Genomic DNA, 19,140 nt, shown 5'->3' with positions numbered 1-19,140 from the left:
GGCAGGATGGTTTTTATGTTGCGTTGGTTGACCGCCGGTGAATCCCATGGCCCGGCACTGGTCGGAATAATTGAAGGCGTCCCCGCAGGTGTTGAACTCACCAGCGGGCAGATCGCCGATGCCCTTGCCCGCCGGCGGCTCGGCTACGGCCGCGGGGCGCGGATGAAGTTTGAGCAGGACGTCGTAACCATCCTCGGCGGTGTCCGCCACGGCATCACCCAGGGCGGCCCCGTCGCCATCCAGGTGGGCAACACCGAATGGCCCAAGTGGGAACAGATCATGTCAGCCGATCCGGTGGACCCCGAGGAACTCGCAGGCCAGGCCCGGAACGCCCCGCTGACCCGGCCGCGCCCCGGACACGCCGACTTCACCGGCATGCAGAAGTACGGCTTCGACGAGGCCCGTCCCGTGCTTGAGCGCGCCAGCGCCCGCGAGACCGCCACGCGCGTTGCCATGGGCACGGTCGCCGCCCAGTTCCTGAAGCACCTGGGCATTGAGCTGGTCAGCCACACAGTCTCCATCGCCAGCGTCACCGTTCCGGAGGGCCGGCCGCTGCCGCTGCCGGACAACGTGATCGCGCTCGACGCCGATCCCCTGCGCTGCTTTGACCGCGAAACGTCCGACGCCATGGTTGCGGAGGTGGACGCCGCCCACAAGGAAGGCGAAACCCTCGGCGGCGTGGTGGAGGTGCTCGCCTACGGCCTGCCCCCGGGACTCGGCAGCTACGTCCACTGGGACCGCCGCCTGGATTCCCGCCTGGCCGCCGCCCTCATGGGCATCCAGGCCATCAAGGGCGTTGAGGTGGGCGACGGTTTCCTCACCGCCGCGCGCCGCGGGTCCGCCGCCCACGACGAAATCGTCAAGGACGCTGACGGCAGGATCATCCGCACCAGCAACCGCGCCGGCGGCATCGAAGGCGGCATGAGCATCGGCGACGTCCTGCGCGTCAGGGCTGCCATGAAGCCCATCGCCACCGTGCCGCGCGCCCTGAAGACCATCGACATCAGCACCGGCGAGGCGGCCAAGGCCCACCACCAGCGCTCGGACGTCTGTGCGGTTCCGGCCGCCGGCGTGGTGGCCGAGGCCATGGTCGCGCTGGTCCTGGCCGAGGCCGTGACCGAAAAGTTCGGCGGCGACTCCGTGGTCGAGACTGCCCGGAACATCAAGGGCTACCTCGAGAGCATTCCGGCGTCGCTGGATACGATCGGACTCTAGTGCCCCGGAGCAATACACCCTGCGCCGCAGGGGACCGCCCCATTGTGCTCATTGGGCCCATGGCGGTCGGCAAATCGGCGATCGGGCAGCAGCTGGCGCAACAGCTGGACGCCCCGTTCGTGGACACCGACGCGGTCATCGTGGAGGGCCACGGTTCCATCGCGGACATCTTTGCCAGCCGCGGCGAACGTGCCTTCCGGGAGATCGAAGCCCGGACGGTGGCCCGCATCATCGAGGCCGCGGCCGGCACCGCCACCGTGGTTTCCCTCGGCGGCGGGTCGGTCCTGGACTCCGGCACGCAGCAGCTGCTGGAGCGGTGCACGGTGGTCTACCTGGAGTGCGACGCCGATACCGTCGCCGCGCGCATCGCCAAGAATTCCGGCCGGCCGCTGCTGGCCGGTGACGGCATCCGGCGCTGGAAGGCGCTGTTCGCCACCCGGAAGCCGGTCTACGAACGCCTCGCGGACATCGTGCTGGACGTCCGGCAGGGAACCGTGCCGCAGTTGGGCCTGAAGCTGGAAGCGGCACTGTGCGATTTCGCCGCCGGCAAACCGCACGAAACCACCACCCGCGAGATCAACAAAACCGCGACGACGGCAGCCAACGGAAGTGCTGCCGCGAAACAGGAAGTTGAAAAGTGACCGAATCAACTGTCATCAAGGTCACCGGCCAGTCGGCCGGGGACAACTACGACGTCGTAGTTGGCCGCGGCCTGCTCGGCACCCTGCCGGGACTGCTGGGGGAGCGCGTCCGCCGTGTCCTCGTCATCCACCCGCGGGCCCTCAGGCTCACCGGCGACACCGTCCGGGATGAACTGGCCGCTGCCGGCTTCACCGCCGTCACCGCTGAAATCCCCGACGCCGAGGAAGGCAAGCACATCCAGGTTGCCGCCTTCTGCTGGCAGGTGCTGGGCCAGAACGATTTCACCCGCTCCGATGCCGTGGTCTCCGTCGGCGGCGGAGCCGTCACCGACCTTGCCGGCTTCGTGGCCGCCACCTGGCTGCGCGGGGTCAAGGTCATCCACATGCCCACCAGCCTCCTCGGCATGGTCGACGCCGCCGTGGGCGGCAAGACAGGGATCAACACGGCCGAAGGCAAGAACCTGGTTGGGTCCTTCCACCCGCCCGCGGCTGTCCTCACGGACCTGGACACGCTCAAGACCCTGCCCCGCAACGAGATCATCTCCGGCATGGCCGAGGTCATTAAATGCGGCTTCATTGCCGACCCCGCCATCCTGGACCTCGTGGAGAAGGATCCCGAGGCTGTGACCGATCCAGGCTCCGACGTCCTGCGCGAACTCATCGAACGCGCCATCGCCGTCAAAGCCCGCGTCGTCTCGGAGGACCTCAAGGAATCCGGACTCCGGGAAATCCTGAACTACGGCCACACCCTGGGCCACGCCATCGAACTCGTGGAACGCTACTCCTGGCGGCACGGCGCTGCCGTCTCGGTGGGCATGATGTTCGCGGCCGAGCTGTCCCGCAGCGTGGGCCGGCTCAGCGACGCCGACGCCGACCGGCACCGCAGCATCCTCGAATCCCTCGGGTTGCCCGTCACGTACCGGCGCGACCGCTGGCAGGGCCTCCTGGACGGCATGCGCCGCGACAAAAAGTCCCGCGGCGACCTGCTCCGCTTCGTGGTCCTGGACGGGATCGCCAAGCCGGGGATCCTGGACGTGCCCGATACCTCCCTGCTCTTCGCCGCCTACCAGGAGATTGCTTCCTGATGCGCGACGACCAGACCGGAACGATTGAATGGCCCGACGGCGGATTCCCGGGGATCCGGGTCAATCCCGAATCGCTGCTTCCTGAAATTATCAGCGAAGAGACGTGCGCCGCCGCGCTTGAGGCATCCACCGACCCCGCCGAGCAGGTGCTTGTGCTGCTCGTCGAGGGACGTGCCGCCGACGCCGCCGAAGTACTGGCAGAGGCCCGCTACCGGGACCCCGAGTCGTTCCGGCTCCGGGCCTATGAAGCGGATGTTCTGCGCGTCTCCCACCGCTACGACCGCGCCGTCGAGCTCTTCCGGCAGCTCCTGACCGAGGCGCACGGCACGGCCAACGAAGCCCTCGCCCACCAGTACCTTGGCCGGGCGTACTTTGCCGCGGGAAACATCGGCGCCGCGGTGGAATCCTTTGCCAGGGCGCTCGATCTCCGGGTGGCGCAGTCCGCCGACGCTGCGCTTATCTACTCCTCAACGGTGGCGCTGCAGCGGGCACGGGACGTCTTCGAACTGGCCTCCTGACGGGTCTTCCGGCTGCGCCGGAGCGGTCCTCCGGCCGTACCGCCGGAGCGCCCGAAAAGCGTGCCGGCCTTTTCCGCTAGAATAGTTTCTGGATTTTTGATAAACACACGCTGGCGCGCCGTTCGGCATGCCTGCTTGGCATAAACCAGCTGGCAGCCAGAACCAGTCAGACACAACCAGAGGAAACCAGTGGCAACCACAAACGACATCAAGAACGGGACCGTCCTGAAGCTCGAGGGCCAGCTCTGGAACGTCATCGAGTTCCAGCACGTCAAGCCGGGCAAGGGCGGCGCCTTCGTGCGCACCAAGATGCGCAACGTCATGTCCGGCAAGGTAGTGGACAAGACCTTCAACGCAGGCCTCAAGATCGAGACCGCCACCGTGGACCGCCGCGACTACCAGTACCTGTACCAGGACGGCGCGGACTTCGTCTTCATGGACACCTCGGACTACGACCAGATCACCGTTTCCGGTGCCACCGTGGGCGACGCCACCAACTTCATGCTGGAAAACCAGATGGTCAACATCGCCATCCACGAAGGCACCCCGCTGTACATCGAGCTGCCGCCGAGCGTTGTCCTCGAAATCACCTACACCGAGCCGGGCCTGCAGGGCGACCGCTCCTCCGCCGGCACCAAGCCCGCCACCCTGGAGACGGGCTACGAGATCCAGGTGCCGCTGTTCGTTGAGAACAACACCAAGGTCAAGGTCGACACCCGCGACGGCAGCTACCTGGGCCGGGTCAACGACTAGTGAGCGCCCGCGGTAAAGCCCGCAACAGGGCTCTTGAGGTCCTCTTCGAAGCCGAGCAGCGCTCTGTCTCGGCATTCGACGTGCTGCGTGCGCGCCGCGAGAGGACCGACCAGATCGTCAATCCGTACACCCTCGAGATCGTCGAAGGCGTGGTGTCGATGCAGGCCACCATCGACGAATTCCTGGAGACCTACTCACAGGGCTGGACCCTGGAGCGCATGCCGTCCGTGGACCGCATCATCCTGCGGATCGGCACCTGGGAGCTTCTCTACAACGACGACGTTCCCGACGGCGTCGCCGTCAGCGAAGCCGTCGCTTTGGCCAAGACGCTCTCCACCGACGAGTCGCCGTCGTTCATCAACGGCCTCCTGGGGCGCCTTCAGCAGCTGAAGCCTTCCCTGCTCGCCTGAGCTGAGCCGTACGCAGAAAGCCCCTGCCGGGTTACCCCGGCAGGGGCTTTCTGCGCAAACGGCCTCCAACCTACTGCTGAACGGCGGCCCGCAGCGCGGTCAGGTGGCGCAGCTGCTGCACCTCGTCCTGCTGGTGCAGCGGCACATCCCTGCCGCTGAGGATCCGCTGCCGGGTGAAGGCCAGGCGCGTCGCCGCCTTGACGAACTCCTTCATCTCGTGGCCCCGGTTGTACGCCCCCGCCCAACGCACGGCCTGCCGGCGGCCTCCGGGGGTGGACAGCAGCTCCACCTCGGCCGGCGCGAACCACCCGGCTGCGGCGTACTCCTGGAGACGCTGCCGGGTGAGGCGCGTTTCCGCGACCCGCAGCACCACGATGCACACCACGGCGAGCAGGAAGATGGGAACCTGCACCAGCACGTACTGGGCCAGGAAGTCCTGTCCCATGCTGTTCCACCTGTTGTGCAGGACCATGGCCGGAACCAGGCCCACGAAGAACGCGAGCACCGAGACGCCCGAGTGCCAGCGCCGCGCCGCCAGGCCCATGACCAGGCCCGTGGTTCCGGTGAAGATGGCGTGTGCGAACGGCGACATCACCCCGCGCAGGAAGAAGATCTGCACAAGGTCGCTGCCGGGCGTGCCCGACTCGGCGATGGCCCGGCCGAAGTAGAGAATGTTCTCCGTGAACGCGAAGCCGCCGGCAATGGTGAAGGCAAACACCACGCCATCGACGGGGCCGTCAAAGTTGCGCCGGGCGAACAGGAGAAGCAGCAGCAGGCCCAGGGACTTCGCGAACTCCTCCACCACCGGTGCCTGCACGGTGGTCATGAAATCGCGGAAGGCCGCCTCATCAGTGGCCGGGGCCGCGAGGGCGAAGACCGGCTGGATGAGCAGCGTCACGGCAATGGATACGGCTGCGCCCCAGGTGAAGGCAAACAGCAGCAGGCGCTTCGGCTCGGGTTCCCACCGGTCAATGACGGCCACGGCGGACAGCACCGCCGCCAGCGGGATCAGTGAGGCAACAAACCCGATGACGAAACCGGTGACGCCGGTACTCGCCAGGAGGAACGGCACCACAAGGAACAGGCTGACGAACGCGAGTATCCCGCCGCCCACGACGAGGCCCAGGGTCCCTGCCCCCGGGCGGGCGGCCACGGTGGACGCTGCCTCCGGGATGACCTGGTGCACGGCGCCGCCGCTGTGCCCGGGCGCCGGCCGGTAGTTCTGCGGCTGGACGTGGCCCATCCAGCTGGGATTCGCTGGCTGGTCCGGGAACTGGCGCCCGGGACCGCCGGAGCGGTTCCAGGCTGAGCTGTTCCGGCCCGGGCCGGAGGACGGCTGCTGCGGGTTGATCGACATAGATATGAGCCTATGTGCCGCGGGGGAGGCAACAAAGCACAGGGGCTGGCGGCGCCGGGGGAGCGCAACAAACCGCTGGGCCCCATGGTGTGACGGACGACGCCTTCTGGCGGGGCCGGGGGCAGGCGGCCGTGTGGTAATTTTGGAAGGCAAATGTTCCTTTTTTAATTCCGTCCCGTGAGGCGGGGAAAGGGGAGACGAGCGATGACTCCTGTCACGCAGGCACCGGTTCCGGCCAGGGTTGTTCTCAACCAGGCGGACATTGACCGTGCCCTCACTCGTATCGCCCATGAAATCCTCGAGGCCAACAAGGGCTCCCAGGACCTGGTGCTGCTGGGCATTCCCCGCCGCGGCTACCCGCTTGCCGTCCGGCTCGCCCAAAAAATCGCCGCCGCCGATCCCGCCGTGGACGCCAGCGCCATCGTCGGCCAGCTGGACGTCACCATGTTCCGGGACGATCTCTCCTCCCAGCCCACGAGGCCACCGCACCACACGCAGCTGCCGCTGACGGGCATCGACAACAAGGTCGTTGTGCTGATCGACGACGTCCTCTACTCCGGCCGGACCATCCGCGCCGCCCTGGACGCGCTGGTGGACCTCGGCCGGCCGCGCATTGTCCGCCTGGCTGTCCTGATTGACCGGGGCCACCGCGAACTTCCCATCCGCGCCGACCACGTGGGCAAGAACCTTCCCACCTCCTCCGCCGAAAAGGTCCGGGTCCGGCTCGAGGAGACCGATGCCGTCGACGGCCAGGCAGTAAACGAAGTGGTAATCGAGGGCGGCGCATGAAGCACCTGCTCTCCACCGAAGACCTCAGCCTGGCCAACGCCGTCCGCATCCTCGACACCGCCGAAGAGATGTCGACCGTGGGGGAGCGCGAGGTCAAGAAGCTTCCCGCCCTGCGCGGTCGGACCGTGGTGAACCTCTTCTTCGAGGACTCCACCAGGACCCGCATTTCCTTTGAAGCCGCTGCCAAGCGGCTCTCGGCGGACGTCATCAACTTCGCCGCCAAGGGATCATCGGTCTCCAAGGGCGAGTCCCTCAAGGACACCGCCCAGACGCTGTCCGCCATGGGGGCCGACGCCGTCGTCATCCGCCACTGGGCCTCCGGTGCCCCGCACCGGCTGGCGGCCACCGACTGGATCGACGCCGCCGTCATCAACGCCGGCGACGGCACCCACGAACACCCCACCCAGGCACTGCTGGACGCTTTCACCATGCGGCGGCACTGGACCAGGCTCTCCGGCCTGCCCTCCACGGGGGCGGACCTGCGCGGCATGCGCGTCGCCATCGCCGGCGATGTCCTGCACTCCCGCGTGGCGCGGTCCAACGTCTGGCTGCTGCGCACGCTCGGCGCCGATGTCACCCTGGTGGCGCCGCCCACACTGCTGCCCATCGGCGTCGAACAGTGGCCCTGCAGCATCAGCTACGACATGGACGAGACGCTGGAAAAGGGCGTCGACGCGGTCATGATGCTCCGCGTCCAGGGCGAGCGGATGAACGCCTCGTTCTTCCCGTCCACCCGGGAGTACTCCCGCCGTTGGGGCTTCGACGACAACAGGCTCCGCGCGCTGGACAGGCTGGGCCTGAAGGACACCATCATCATGCACCCCGGACCCATGAACCGGGGCCTGGAAATTTCCGCGGCCGCCGCCGATTCGCCCCGTTCCACCGTGCTCGCACAGGTCAAGAACGGCGTGTCGATCCGCATGGCCGCCCTGTACCTGCTGCTCTCCGGGGATACCCGTGAACCAGCCACCACCCTGAAGGAGAGCAACTGATGGCTGACGAAACCACGTACCTTATCCGGGGCGCCGCGATCCTTGGCGGCGACCGCGAGGACCTGCTCATCCGCGACGGCGTGATCACGGCCCGGGGCTCCGATCTGTCGACGACAGACGCAGCGGACGGCGCCACGGTGATCGACGCCGACGGCCTCGTCGCCCTGCCGGGCATGGTGGACGTCCACACCCACCTCCGTGAACCGGGCCGCGAAGACGCCGAAACGGTGGAAACCGGCACGCGCGCCGCAGCGCTCGGCGGCTTCACTGCCGTGCACGCCATGGCCAACAGCACCCCGGTGGCTGACACCGCCGGTGTGGTGGAACAGGTCTACAGCCTGGGCCGGTCCGCCGGCTGGGTGGACGTCCGCCCGGTGGGCGCCGTCACCGTGGGGCTGGCCGGCGAACAGCTTGCCGAGCTCGGCGCGATGGCCGATTCCCGCGCCCAGGTCCGCATGTTCTCCGACGACGGCATCTGCGTCCACGATCCGGTCCTGATGCGCCGCGCCCTCGAGTACGTCAAGGCGTTCGACGGCGTCGTGGCCCAGCACGCGCAGGAACCGCGCCTCACCGCCGGTGCCCAGATGAACGAAGGCGAAGTGTCCGCTGTCCTCGGCCTGACCGGCTGGCCGGCAGTGGCCGAGGAAAGCATCATCGCCCGCGACGTCCTGCTGGCCCAGCACGTGGGCTCCCGGCTCCACGTCTGCCACGTCTCCACCGCGGGGTCGGTGGAGATCATCCGCTGGGCCAAGGGCCGCGGCATCAACGTCACCGCCGAAGTGACGCCGCACCACCTGCTGCTCACCGATGACCTGGTCCGCAGCTACGACCCCGTCTACAAGGTCAACCCGCCGCTGCGCACCAACGACGACGTCCAGGCCCTGCGCGCCGCCCTCGCGGACGGCACCATCGACGTCGTCGGCACCGACCACGCCCCGCACCCGAGCGAGCACAAGGAATGCGAGTGGGCGCAGGCGGCCATGGGCATGACGGGGCTGGAAACCGCCCTGTCCGTGGTCCAGCACGCCATGATCGAGACCGGCCTCATGACCTGGGCCGACTTTGCCAGGGTCACCTCCACCGCACCGGCCGGCATCGGACGGCTTACGGACCAGGGCCGGCCGCTCGAAAAGGGTGAACCCGCCAACATCGTCCTCGTGGATCCGGCCGCGCGCTGGACCGTGGATCCCTCCGCGATGGCAACCATGGGACGCAACTCGCCGTTCCGCGGCATGGAACTCCCCGGCAAGGTGGTGGCCACGTTCTTCAGGGGCCACCCCACGGTCCTGGACGGCAAGCTCAACACGCCCTACCGCTACCCCACCGAAGCGCCGCTTGCCGGCGCCGCAGGTGCGAACTGATGGAAAAGGAACTCCTCGCCGGGCTGATCACGGCGGTGCTTGTCGCCGTCGCCCTTGGCCTGATGTGGCTGGGCTGGCGCAACCGGCTCCGGCGGCAAACCGGGATCGAGGCGCTGCCCGCGGTTCCTGCCGGGCTGGGCGAACCGCTGCTCTCGGCGGAGGGCCAGTATGTGGCTTCCACCACCGCGGGTGACTGGCTGGACAGGATCGCCGTGCACGGACTCGGCATCCGCACCAACGCGCAGCTTTCCATCCATCCGGAGGGCGTGCTTCTGGACCGCTCCGGCGCCGGTCCGCTGTTCATCCCTGCGGCCACTTTGGCCGGCGTCCGGCAGGACAGCGGCATGGCCGGTAAATTCGTGGAAAAGGACGGGCTGCTGATCGTCAGCTGGATGCTCGGAACCCACGCCCTGGACACCGGCTTCCGCACCCGCCGCGCCGCGGACAAGCCGGCCATCCTTCAACAACTTCAGGAAATGATCTCCCCAGGCCCTCAGGCAGGTGCCCATAGTGGAAAGTAATAAAGTGACGGACAACAACACAACAAGCTCCGCCCCCGCCGTCCTGGTGCTCGAAGACGGCCGCATCTTCCGCGGCCGCAGCTACGGCGCGCAGGGCACCGCCCTGGGTGAAGCGGTCTTCGCCACCGGCATGACCGGGTACCAGGAGACCATTACGGACCCGTCCTACGCACGCCAGCTGGTGGTGCAGACGGCACCGCACATCGGCAACACCGGGGTGAACAGCGAGGACGCCGAATCCCGCCGCATCTGGGTGGCCGGCTACATCGTCCGTGACGCTGCCCGCCGTCCGTCCAACTGGCGCTCGGAGCGCAGCCTCGACTCCGAACTCGTCGAGCAGGGCATCGTCGGCATCCAGGGCGTGGACACCCGGGCCATCACCCGCCACCTGCGCGAGCACAAGACCATGCGCGCCGGCATCTTCTCGGGCGAGGCGGCCAAGGCCACCGACAAGGAACTCGTCGAGGCCGTGCTCGCCAGTGAGCCGATGGAGGGCGCCCGGCTTGCCGAGGAAGTCAGCATCGATGAAGCCTACGTAGTGGAGCCCAAGGACCACGGCTGGGACGGCGACGCGCGCTTGAGCATCGCGGCGATCGACCTCGGCATCAAGGCCATGACGCCGGTGCGCTTCGCCGAGCGCGGCGTCCGCGTGCACGTGCTGCCCGCCACGGCCACCATCGACGACGTCAAGGCCGTCAGCCCGGACGGCTTCTTCATGTCCAACGGCCCCGGAGACCCCGCCACCGCCGACAACCAGGTCAAGCTGCTCCGTACCGTCCTGGACGAGAAGCTCCCGTACTTCGGCATCTGCTTCGGCAACCAGATCCTGGGCCGCGCCCTCGGCTTCGGCACCTACAAGCTGCGCTACGGCCACCGTGGCATCAACCAGCCCGTCATGGACCGCCGCACGGGCAAGGTGGAGATCACCTCGCAGAACCACGGATTCGCCGTCGACGCACCGCTGGACGGCCCCACCAACGCGCCGGAAGAGCGCTACGGGCGGGTCGAGGTCAGCCACGTCAGCCTGAACGACGAGGTCGTGGAGGGCCTGGCCTGCCTGGACATCCCGGCCTTCTCTGTCCAGTACCACCCCGAAGCCGCTGCCGGCCCGCACGACGCCGCTTACCTCTTCGACCGTTTCATCGAGCTGATGGAAGACACTAAGTCAAACACCGACGGCCGCAGCGCCAACCTGTCCAAGGAACCCGTGGACGCCCAGCACCCCGCAGAGGCGCAGCAAAACGGTGCCCTTCAAAACCAGGCCGCCGAGCCGAACACGACTGACAACAAGACTGAGGACAAGAAGTAATGCCCAAGAGAACTGACCTTAAGAGCGTCCTGGTCATCGGTTCCGGCCCGATCGTCATCGGCCAGGCCGCCGAATTCGACTACTCCGGCACGCAGGCCCTTCGCGTCCTCAAGGAGGAAGGCCTGCGCGTCATCCTCGTCAACTCCAACCCGGCCACCATCATGACCGACCCGGAGTTCGCCGACGCCACCTACATCGAGCCCATCACCCCCGAGGTGGTGGAGAAGATCATCGCCAAGGAGCGCCCGGACGCCGTGCTGCCCACCCTGGGCGGCCAGACGGCACTGAACACCGCCATCGCGCTGGACAAGAACGGTGTGCTGGAGAAGTACAACGTGGAACTGATCGGCGCGAACATCGCCGCGATCGAGCTCGGCGAGGACCGCGAGAAGTTCAAGGGCGTCGTGGAGCGCTGCGGCGCCGAATCCGCCCGCAGCCACATCATCCACACCATGGACGAGGCCCTGAAGGCAGCCGACGACCTCGGCTACCCCATGGTGGTCCGCCCCTCCTTCACCATGGGCGGCCTCGGTTCCGGCCTTGCCTACAACGAAGAGGACCTGCGCCGGATCGTCGGCCAGGGCCTGCAGTACAGCCCCACCAGCGAGGTGCTGCTCGAAGAGAGCATCCTGGGCTGGAAGGAATACGAGCTCGAGATGATGCGGGACAAGAACGACAACGTCGTTGTCGTCTGTTCCATCGAGAACTTCGATCCCGTGGGCGTGCACACCGGCGACTCCATCACCGTTGCCCCGGCACTGACCCTCACCGACCGCGAATACCAGCGGCTGCGCGACATCTCCATCGCGGTCATCCGTGAAGTCGGCGTCGACACCGGCGGCTGCAACATCCAGTTCGCCATCGATCCCGCGACCGGCCGCGTCGTGGTCATCGAAATGAACCCGCGTGTGTCCCGCTCCTCGGCGCTGGCGTCCAAGGCCACGGGCTTCGCGATCGCCAAGATCGCCACCAAGCTCTCGCTCGGCTACACCCTGGACGAGATTCCGAACGACATCACGCAGAAGACCCCCGCCTCCTTCGAGCCCACGCTCGACTACGTGGTGGTCAAGGTTCCGCGGTTCGCGTTCGAGAAGTTCCCGGCCGCCGACCCCACCCTCACCACCACCATGAAGTCGGTGGGCGAAGCCATGGCCATGGGCCGCAACTTCACCGAAGCCCTCCAGAAGGCCCTGCGCTCCCTCGAACAGAAGGGCTCGCAGCTGGACTTCAGCTCGGTCCCCGAATGGGAAGTGCCGGAGCTCATCGAGAAGGCCAAGCGCCCGACGACGGAACGCCTGCACCAGGTGCAGCGCGCCCTGCTCGGCGGCGCCAGCGTGGAGGAACTCCATGAGGCCACGAAGATCGACCCCTGGTTCCTGGACCAGCTCCAGCTGCTTAACGAGATCTCCCACGAGATCCGCCGCTCCGGCGCCCTGACGGAGGACATGCTCCGCCGCGCCAAGCGGCATGGCTTCTCCGACGAGCAGATCGGCTCGCTGACCCACAACTCCGAGGCCGTGGTCCGCGGGGTCCGCCAGGCCCTGGGCATCCGCCCCGTCTACAAGACCGTGGACACCTGCGCCGCGGAGTTCGCCGCCTACACGCCGTACCACTACTCGGCCTACGACGAGGAGGACGAGGTTGCGCTGCACTCCAAGCCGTCCATCCTCATCCTCGGCTCCGGTCCCAACCGCATCGGCCAGGGCATCGAGTTCGACTACTCCTGCGTCCACGCCTCCATGGCGCTGCGCAAGGCCGGCTACGAGACGGTCATGGTCAACTGCAACCCGGAAACCGTCTCCACCGACTACGACATCTCCACCCGGCTGTACTTCGAGCCGCTGACCCTTGAGGACGTCCTCGAGGTCATCGCCGCCGAGGAACGCACCGGCGGCGTGATGGGCGTCTTCGTGCAGCTCGGCGGCCAGACCCCGCTGAAGCTGGCCCAGCAGCTGGCCGACGCCGGGGTGCCCATCCTGGGCACCTCACCCGAGGCGATCGACCTCGCCGAGCACCGCGGCGCCTTCGCCCGCGTGCTGGATGAGGCCGGCCTGGTGTCCCCGAAGAACGGCACCGCCGTTTCCTTCGAGGACGCCAAGACGATCGCCGACGAAATCGGCTATCCCGTCCTGGTCCGCCCGTCCTACGTCCTGGGCGGCCGCGGCATGGAGATCGTCTACGACGAGCCGAACCTGTCGCGCTACATCGCCAACGCCACCGAGATCACCGCCGAGCACCCGGTGCTGATCGACCGGTTCCTCGAGGACGCGGTGGAGATCGACGTCGACGCCCTCTTCGACGGCACCGACATGTACCTGGGCGGCATCATGGAGCACATCGAGGAGGCCGGCGTTCACTCCGGCGACTCCGCGTGCGTCCTGCCGCCCATCACCCTGGGCAACAACGTCTTGGAACGCGTCCGCACCGCCACCCGGGCCATCGCCGAGGGTGTGGGCGTCCGCGGGCTCATCAACATCCAGTTCGCGCTGGCCTCCGACGTCCTGTACGTCCTGGAAGCCAACCCGCGCGCCTCCCGGACCGTGCCGTTCGTCTCCAAGGCCACCGGCGTGCAGATGGCCAAGGCCGCCGCACTGATCGGCACCGGCGTGACCATCGGCCAGCTCCGCAGTGCCTACAAGATGCTGCCGGAAACCGGCGACGGCTCCACGCTGCCGCTGGACGCGCCCGTCTCCGTCAAGGAGGCGGTCCTGCCGTTCAGCCGCTTCCGCACCCCGGAAGGCAAGGTCGTGGACTCGCTGCTCGGACCGGAGATGCGCTCCACCGGCGAGGTCATGGGCATCGACAAGCACTTCGACACCGCCTTCGCCAAGAGCCAGGCGGCCGCCAATAACGCGCTGCCCACCGAAGGCAAGATCTTCGTCTCCGTGGCCAACCGGGACAAGCGCTCGGTGATCATGGGTGTCAAGCGCCTCTCCGACCTCGGCTTCGAGATCGTCTCCACCGGCGGCACGGCCGACGTCCTGCGCCGCAACGGCATCCAGGCCACCCCGGTGCGCAAGGTGGCCGAGGGCAGCAGCGCCGAGGGTGAAGGCACCATCGCCGACCTCGTGATTGCCGGCGAAATCGACATGGTGTTCAACACCCCGTCCGGCGGCGAGGCCCGCAGCGACGGGTACGAACTCCGTGCCGCCGCCACGTCCATCGGCATCCCCTGCATCACCACGGTGGCCGAGTTCAACGCCGCCGTCCAGGCCATCGAGGCACTGCGCACCTACGCCTGGTCCGTGACCAGCCTGCAGGAGCACGCCGCGGCGCTCGTTGCCTCGCAGGAGGCAGCGCTGCAGAAGGCAGCCGCGCAGAGCCCGGCAGCGCAGAATGCCTGAGTCAGGGAACACGTCCGCGGGCGAGAACATTGCCGCAGGCGCCGGCCGGGAGTCGTTCGGCTCCCGGCTGGGCCGGGCCATGGCGGACCGCGGTCCGCTGTGTGTCGGCATAGACCCGCACCCCGCCCTGCTCAAGAGCTGGGGACTGGACGACGACGCCGCCGGCCTCAGGCGCTTCTCGCTCACCGCCCTGGAGGCAGTGGCTTCGCTCGCTGCCGCGGTCAAGCCGCAGGTGGCGCTCTACGAACGCCACGGTTCGGCCGGCATGGCCGTGCTGGAAGAAGTTCTTGCCGTTGCACGGGACGAAGGGGTGCTGACCATCGCCGACGCCAAGCGCGGCGACATCGGGTCCACCATGGCCGCGTACGCCGACGCCTGGCTCCGTGACGGCTCTGCCCTCGCCGCGGATTCCGTGACACTGAGCCCGTACCTGGGCTTCGAGTCCCTCCGGCCGGCCCTGGATCTGGCTGCCGAGCACGGCCGGGGCGTGTTCGTCCTGGCCCTGACCTCCAACCCGGAGGGCGCCTCTGTGCAGCACGTGGGCGGCAGCGATTCCGTGGCGCGCCGGATTGTTGAGGCCGCAGCCGCGGAGAACGAACGCTACTCCGGGCCCCTGGGTTCGGTGGGCCTTGTGGTGGGAGCCACCGTGGGCACGGCCCTGGCCGACCTGCAGCTGGATCTGGGCGCCGTCCGCGGCCCGATCCTCGCGCCGGGCCTGGGCGCCCAGGGGGCCACACCGGCTGACCTGCGGAGGACGTTCGGCGCCGCCTACCCCCAGGTCCTGGGAACCTCCAGCCGCGACATCCTCAAGGCCGGCCCCGGCGTCCGGGAGCTGACAGAGGCGGCGCAGCGCACCCTCGCCGGACTCCGCTCCGAATAGTCCATTGATTTCTCCGGCCGGCAGGGAGTAGGTTCAGGACAAATCCGTGGCTGCTCCAACGCCGCCGGCCGCGGATCCGTTGGCTAACCCCAGGGGAAATGACCGTGAGCTTGCGACCCTTGTCACCGCAGGAACGTTCCGACGCACTCAGGAAGGCCGCGGCGGCAAGGGCTGCCAGGGCCTCGGCCAAGGAACGGCTCAAATCCGGAGAACTGACCGTGGCCCAGATCCTGGACTCCGGCGGCACCGAGGAAGCCATAGCGCGCATGCGCGTTTCGGAACTGCTCGAGGCACTGCCGGGGATCGGGAAGGTCCGGGCCGCGGCCATCATGGACAGCCTCGGCATCGCCGCGTCCCGCAGGGTCCGTGGGCTGGGCATTCACCAGCGCCGGGCGCTGGTAGATTTTATGAACGAGAAATAGCTTTATCCGAACAGATTCATCTGCAGACCGCCCAAAGGAATACGTGAGCAACAAACCCGGACTGACAGTCCTCGCTGGTCCTACGGCTGTTGGCAAAGGCACCGTGTCCACCTATATCCGCGACAACTACCCCGAAGTCTGGCTGTCCGTTTCGGCCACCACCCGGGCCCCGCGGCCCGGTGAGATCGACGGCGTGCACTACTACTTCAAGTCCAAGGAAGAGTTCGAGTCCCTCGTGGCCGCCGGCGAATTCCTGGAGTGGGCCGTGGTGCACGGACAGAACACGTACGGAACCCTGAAGAGCACCGTCAACCAGGCGATCGCCGAGGGCCGCTCCGTGCTGCTGGAGATCGACCTGCAGGGGGCACGCCAGGTGAAGCAGGCGCTTCCGGATGCCCAGTTCGTGTTCCTGGCACCGCCCAGCTGGGAAGAACTGGTCCGCCGGCTGGTGGGCCGCGGGACGGAATCCGCCGAGGAACAGCAGCGCCGGCTGGAAACCGGTAAAGTAGAGCTTGCTGCTGAACCGGAGTTCGACCACACCGTCATCAATGACGACGTCCGCCGGGCAGCGGACGAGCTTGTTTCACTCATGGGGCTGACCCCGCACCCGCGCCAGCCGCAGACGCCATCAGCCCGCTAGAAATTTGGAGAATTCGTGTCCACGAACCTTGAAGGCATCATCAACCCGCCGATCGACTCGCTGCTCGAGGCAGCCGATTCCAAGTACGGCCTGGTGATCTTCGGTGCCAAGCGTGCACGCCAGATCAACGCCTACTACGCACAGCTGCACGAGGGGCTCTTCGAGTACGTCGGCCCGCTGGTTGACACCAAGCTGAACGAGAAGTCGCTGTCCATCGCCCTGCGCGAGATCAACGAAGGCAAGCTGGTTTCCACGCCGATCGAAGCTGCAGAGTAACAACCGCAGAGTAAACAGACTGCCTGCTGACGGAGTTCACGTGCGCATAGTCCTCGGAGTCGGGGGAGGGATCGCCGCCTACAAGGTGGCATCGCTCCTCCGGCTTTTTACTGAAGCCGGCCATGACGTCACCGTCATTCCCACAGAAGCAGCCACCCGCTTTGTCGGCGTGGCCACCTGGGAGGCGCTGTCCGGTAACCCGGTGACCAACAGCGTGTTCGACGACGTTGACCAGGTGAAGCACGTCCGGCTCGGCCACGAGGCAGACCTGATCGTGGTGGCCCCCGCCACTGCCGATCTCCTGGCCCGTGCCGCCACCGGCCAGGCCAATGACCTGCTCACCAACACGCTTCTCATGGCGAGCGGCCCGGTGCTGTTCGCCCCGGCCATGCATACCGAGATGTGGCAGCATGCGGCCACCCAGGCCAACGTCGAAACTCTGCGCAGCCGGGGCGTGACGGTCCTGGAACCAGCCAGCGGACGGCTGACCGGCAGTGACTCCGGCCCCGGCCGGCTGCCCGAGCCCGAAGCCATCTTCGACGCCGCCATCGCCCTGATGCAGGACACAGGCGTTCCGGCGCATCTCCCGCTGGCCGGCCGCACCGTGACCATCAGCGCCGGCGGCACCCGGGAGCCCCTGGACCCCGTCCGGTTCCTGGGCAACCGTTCCTCCGGCAAACAGGGCGTGGCACTGGCCGCCGCCGCCCGCGACGCCGGAGCCGCCGTGCGGCTCGTGGCCGCCCACATGGAAGTGCCAGTCCCGGCGGGCGTCGAACTCATCGCCGTCGAAACGGCCCTGCAGCTCCGCGAAGTCATGCTGGCAGCGGCAGCCGATTCCGACGTCGTCATCATGGCTGCGGCGGTGGCCGACTTCCGGCCGGCGGAGGTCTCCGGAAGCAAGATCAAGAAGCGGGACGACACCGCCGACCCCGTGATCACGCTGGTCCGCAACCCCGACATCCTGCACGAGCTCGTCGCGGTCCGTGACTCCGCGGGCAGCAGCCAGCTCGTGGTGGGCTTTGCCGCCGAAACGGGTGATGAACACGGTGATGTGCTGTCCTACGCAGAGGCCAAGCTGAAGCGCAAGGGCTGCGACCTGCTCGTGGTGAACCACGTCGGCGCTGACAAGGTGTTCGGCCAGGACCACAACTCCGTGGTGATCCTCTCGCGGGCCGGTTCCGAGCCGCAATCGGCGTCCGGCTCCAAGCAGGACGTCGCCGCCATCGTCATTGACCGCATCGGCTCCGAACTGAGCCGGGTCTTTCCGCGAACCTGACGGGCGTAAGCAACGTCTCCTTAGCATGGGGACACACGCTGCCGCCCCTCCGTTTGCCAACCAGTAAGGTAGTTGAGTGACTTTACCGCTGCACATTCCAGAATCCCACGGGTCCACGCCCGCCGCGCTTCGGCTCTTCACCTCGGAGTCGGTCACTGAAGGGCACCCGGACAAGATCTGTGACCAGATCAGTGATGCGATCCTGGACGCCCTGCTGGACAAAGACCCCGAGTCCCGCGTCGCCGTCGAGACCATGGCCACCACCGGCCTGGTCCACGTCGCCGGCGAAGTGACCACCGACGCGTATGTCGAAATCCCGCAGATCGTCCGCGAGACCATCCTGGGCATCGGCTACGACTCCTCCGCCAATGGCTTCGACGGCGCGCGCTGCGGCGTTTCCGTGTCCATCGGCCAGCAGTCCAACGACATCGCCGGCGGCGTCTTCAATTCCCTGGAAGCCCGCGAAGGCCGCCAGGAGGACGACTACGACCTGCAGGGCGCCGGCGACCAGGGCCTGATGTTCGGCTACGCCAGCGACGAGACCCCCTCCTACATGCCCACGCCGATCTGGATCGCGCACCGCCTCTCGGAGCGCCTCACCGAGGTCCGCAAGAACGGCGAACTCTCCTACCTCCGCCCGGACGGCAAGACCCAGGCCACCATCGGGTACGACGGCGACCGGCCGGTTTCGGTGGAAACCATCGTGATCTCCAGCCAGCACGCCGACGGCTTCAGCCTGGACCAGCTGCGCGCCGACCTCGCGACGCACGTCATCGACCCCGTTCTTGCCCTCGCGGACCTGGACATTTCCCGCACGGTCAACATCCTCAACCCGGCCGGCGCCTTCGTGATCGGCGGCCCGGTGGGCGACGCGGGCCTCACTGGCCGCAAGATCATCGTGGACACCTACGGTGGAATGGCCCGCCACGGCGGCGGTGCCTTCTCCGGCAAGGACCCGTCCAAGGTGGACCGCTCCGCAGCGTACGCCATGCGCTGGGTTGCCAAGAATGTGGTGGCGGCGGGACTCGCCAAGCGCGCCGAAATCCAGATCGCCTACGCGATCGGCCAGGCCCGCCCGGTGGGAACCTACGTCGAGACATTCGGGACCGAGACCGTGGACCCGGCGAAGATCAGCGCCGCGATTGCGGAGATTTTCGATCTGCGCCCCCGGGCCATCATCGACGCCCTGGATCTCAAGCGTCCCATCTACGCCAAGACGGCCGCCCACGGCCACTTCGGCCGGGATGATCCGGACTTCACCTGGGAGCGCCTGGACCGCGTCGACGACCTGAAGGCCTACTTCAACGCCTGAGCCGTCCGTCCGCGGCCATCAGCACCGGGAATGTCAGAC

At 67.6% G+C, this 19,140-nt stretch carries 19 protein-coding genes; 18 read left to right on the top strand and 1 reads right to left on the bottom strand.

Going from position 1 to position 19,140, the window contains the following annotated elements:
- Positions 1-15 precede the first annotated feature (15 nt).
- The 6 genes from aroC to nusB all read left to right on the top strand — a co-directional run bounded on the left by aroC (position 16) and on the right by nusB (position 4,622).
- A complete protein-coding gene (gene aroC, locus ABRP34_RS04000; protein ID WP_353712347.1) occupies positions 16-1,215 on the top strand; it encodes a chorismate synthase in 1,200 nt (399 codons plus the stop codon).
- Positions 1,216-1,274: 59 nt separating this feature from the next.
- Positions 1,275-1,856 (top strand): shikimate kinase, encoded by a 582-nt coding sequence (locus tag ABRP34_RS03995; RefSeq protein WP_175304974.1) that lies wholly within the window; start codon positions 1,275-1,277, stop codon positions 1,854-1,856.
- Positions 1,853-2,941, top strand: a complete 1,089-nt coding sequence (gene aroB, locus ABRP34_RS03990; protein WP_003800745.1) for a 3-dehydroquinate synthase — start codon at positions 1,853-1,855, stop codon at positions 2,939-2,941. The genes ABRP34_RS03995 and aroB overlap by 4 nt, the downstream gene beginning before the upstream one ends.
- Positions 2,941-3,459 carry a hypothetical protein gene (locus ABRP34_RS03985; RefSeq protein ID WP_003800747.1) on the top strand — a complete coding sequence of 173 codons (519 nt, stop codon included), beginning with the start codon at positions 2,941-2,943 and terminating at the stop codon, positions 3,457-3,459. Before aroB ends, ABRP34_RS03985 begins: the two co-directional genes overlap by 1 nt.
- 189 nt (positions 3,460-3,648) lie before the next feature.
- Positions 3,649-4,212: an elongation factor P gene (gene efp, locus ABRP34_RS03980; RefSeq protein ID WP_003800749.1), complete on the top strand. Its 564-nt coding sequence runs from the start codon at positions 3,649-3,651 to the stop codon at positions 4,210-4,212.
- Complete coding sequence (nusB, locus tag ABRP34_RS03975; RefSeq protein WP_003800750.1) at positions 4,212-4,622, top strand: transcription antitermination factor NusB; 411 nt, start codon at positions 4,212-4,214, stop codon at positions 4,620-4,622. The genes efp and nusB overlap by 1 nt, the downstream gene beginning before the upstream one ends.
- 70 nt (positions 4,623-4,692) lie before the next feature.
- Here nusB and ABRP34_RS03970 read toward each other — a convergent pair whose 3' ends face one another.
- Complete coding sequence (locus ABRP34_RS03970; protein ID WP_353712346.1) at positions 4,693-5,979, bottom strand: PrsW family intramembrane metalloprotease; 1,287 nt, start codon at positions 5,977-5,979, stop codon at positions 4,693-4,695.
- A 204-nt stretch (positions 5,980-6,183) separates the two neighbouring features.
- Between ABRP34_RS03970 and pyrR the strand changes: the two genes are divergently transcribed.
- The 12 genes from pyrR to metK all read left to right on the top strand — a co-directional run bounded on the left by pyrR (position 6,184) and on the right by metK (position 19,101).
- Complete coding sequence (pyrR, locus tag ABRP34_RS03965) at positions 6,184-6,768, top strand: bifunctional pyr operon transcriptional regulator/uracil phosphoribosyltransferase PyrR (RefSeq protein WP_003800756.1); 585 nt, start codon at positions 6,184-6,186, stop codon at positions 6,766-6,768.
- Positions 6,765-7,760 (top strand): aspartate carbamoyltransferase catalytic subunit, encoded by a 996-nt coding sequence (locus tag ABRP34_RS03960; protein WP_003800758.1) that lies wholly within the window; start codon positions 6,765-6,767, stop codon positions 7,758-7,760. Before pyrR ends, ABRP34_RS03960 begins: the two co-directional genes overlap by 4 nt.
- On the top strand, positions 7,760-9,121 hold the full coding sequence (locus ABRP34_RS03955; RefSeq protein ID WP_353712345.1) for a dihydroorotase: 1,362 nt from the start codon (positions 7,760-7,762) through the stop codon (positions 9,119-9,121). Before ABRP34_RS03960 ends, ABRP34_RS03955 begins: the two co-directional genes overlap by 1 nt.
- Positions 9,121-9,642: a hypothetical protein gene (locus ABRP34_RS03950; RefSeq protein WP_003800761.1), complete on the top strand. Its 522-nt coding sequence runs from the start codon at positions 9,121-9,123 to the stop codon at positions 9,640-9,642. Before ABRP34_RS03955 ends, ABRP34_RS03950 begins: the two co-directional genes overlap by 1 nt.
- The gene (carA, locus tag ABRP34_RS03945) at positions 9,623-10,951 is read left to right on the top strand and encodes a glutamine-hydrolyzing carbamoyl-phosphate synthase small subunit (RefSeq protein ID WP_353712344.1); all 1,329 of its coding nucleotides are present in this window, start codon (positions 9,623-9,625) and stop codon (positions 10,949-10,951) included. Before ABRP34_RS03950 ends, carA begins: the two co-directional genes overlap by 20 nt.
- On the top strand, positions 10,951-14,295 hold the full coding sequence (carB, locus tag ABRP34_RS03940) for a carbamoyl-phosphate synthase large subunit (protein WP_353712343.1): 3,345 nt from the start codon (positions 10,951-10,953) through the stop codon (positions 14,293-14,295). The genes carA and carB overlap by 1 nt, the downstream gene beginning before the upstream one ends.
- Positions 14,288-15,175 (top strand): orotidine-5'-phosphate decarboxylase, encoded by an 888-nt coding sequence (pyrF, locus tag ABRP34_RS03935; protein WP_353712342.1) that lies wholly within the window; start codon positions 14,288-14,290, stop codon positions 15,173-15,175. Before carB ends, pyrF begins: the two co-directional genes overlap by 8 nt.
- A gap of 98 nt (positions 15,176-15,273) precedes the next feature.
- A complete protein-coding gene (gene mihF, locus ABRP34_RS03930; RefSeq protein ID WP_043418338.1) occupies positions 15,274-15,597 on the top strand; it encodes an integration host factor, actinobacterial type in 324 nt (107 codons plus the stop codon).
- A 43-nt stretch (positions 15,598-15,640) separates the two neighbouring features.
- Entirely contained in the window at positions 15,641-16,237 is a 597-nt protein-coding gene (gene gmk, locus ABRP34_RS03925; RefSeq protein WP_353712341.1) for a guanylate kinase, read from the top strand.
- A 15-nt stretch (positions 16,238-16,252) separates the two neighbouring features.
- The gene (gene rpoZ, locus ABRP34_RS03920; RefSeq protein ID WP_003800778.1) at positions 16,253-16,513 is read left to right on the top strand and encodes a DNA-directed RNA polymerase subunit omega; all 261 of its coding nucleotides are present in this window, start codon (positions 16,253-16,255) and stop codon (positions 16,511-16,513) included.
- A 40-nt stretch (positions 16,514-16,553) separates the two neighbouring features.
- Entirely contained in the window at positions 16,554-17,789 is a 1,236-nt protein-coding gene (gene coaBC, locus ABRP34_RS03915) for a bifunctional phosphopantothenoylcysteine decarboxylase/phosphopantothenate--cysteine ligase CoaBC (RefSeq protein WP_353712340.1), read from the top strand.
- Positions 17,790-17,865: 76 nt separating this feature from the next.
- Positions 17,866-19,101 carry a methionine adenosyltransferase gene (metK, locus tag ABRP34_RS03910; protein ID WP_307103113.1) on the top strand — a complete coding sequence of 412 codons (1,236 nt, stop codon included), beginning with the start codon at positions 17,866-17,868 and terminating at the stop codon, positions 19,099-19,101.
- Positions 19,102-19,140 lie beyond the last annotated feature (39 nt).

It is taken from the genome of Arthrobacter sp. K5, assembly GCF_040448525.1.
In the GTDB taxonomy this organism is placed as follows: Bacteria; Actinomycetota; Actinomycetes; order Actinomycetales; family Micrococcaceae; genus Arthrobacter; species Arthrobacter globiformis.
The sequence above is the reverse complement of the archived record's forward strand: the minus strand, read 5'-3'. Positions and strand labels throughout refer to the sequence as shown.

What these genes read in the sequence shown, in the direction of transcription:
- aroC (WP_353712347.1), top strand. Translation starts at nt 16, where the DNA reads ATGTTGCGTTGGTTGACCGCCGGTGAATCCCATGGCCCGGCACTGGTC.
- ABRP34_RS03995 (WP_175304974.1), top strand. Translation starts at nt 1,275, where the DNA reads ATGGCGGTCGGCAAATCGGCGATCGGGCAGCAGCTGGCGCAACAGCTG.
- ABRP34_RS03985 (WP_003800747.1), top strand. Translation starts at nt 2,941, where the DNA reads ATGCGCGACGACCAGACCGGAACGATTGAATGGCCCGACGGCGGATTC.
- ABRP34_RS03970 (WP_353712346.1), bottom strand. Translation starts at nt 5,979, where the DNA reads ATGTCGATCAACCCGCAGCAGCCGTCCTCCGGCCCGGGCCGGAACAGC.
- pyrR (WP_003800756.1), top strand. Translation starts at nt 6,184, where the DNA reads ATGACTCCTGTCACGCAGGCACCGGTTCCGGCCAGGGTTGTTCTCAAC.
- ABRP34_RS03960 (WP_003800758.1), top strand. Translation starts at nt 6,765, where the DNA reads ATGAAGCACCTGCTCTCCACCGAAGACCTCAGCCTGGCCAACGCCGTC.
- ABRP34_RS03955 (WP_353712345.1), top strand. Translation starts at nt 7,760, where the DNA reads ATGGCTGACGAAACCACGTACCTTATCCGGGGCGCCGCGATCCTTGGC.
- ABRP34_RS03950 (WP_003800761.1), top strand. Translation starts at nt 9,121, where the DNA reads ATGGAAAAGGAACTCCTCGCCGGGCTGATCACGGCGGTGCTTGTCGCC.
- carB (WP_353712343.1), top strand. Translation starts at nt 10,951, where the DNA reads ATGCCCAAGAGAACTGACCTTAAGAGCGTCCTGGTCATCGGTTCCGGC.
- pyrF (WP_353712342.1), top strand. Translation starts at nt 14,288, where the DNA reads ATGCCTGAGTCAGGGAACACGTCCGCGGGCGAGAACATTGCCGCAGGC.
- mihF (WP_043418338.1), top strand. Translation starts at nt 15,274, where the DNA reads ATGACCGTGAGCTTGCGACCCTTGTCACCGCAGGAACGTTCCGACGCA.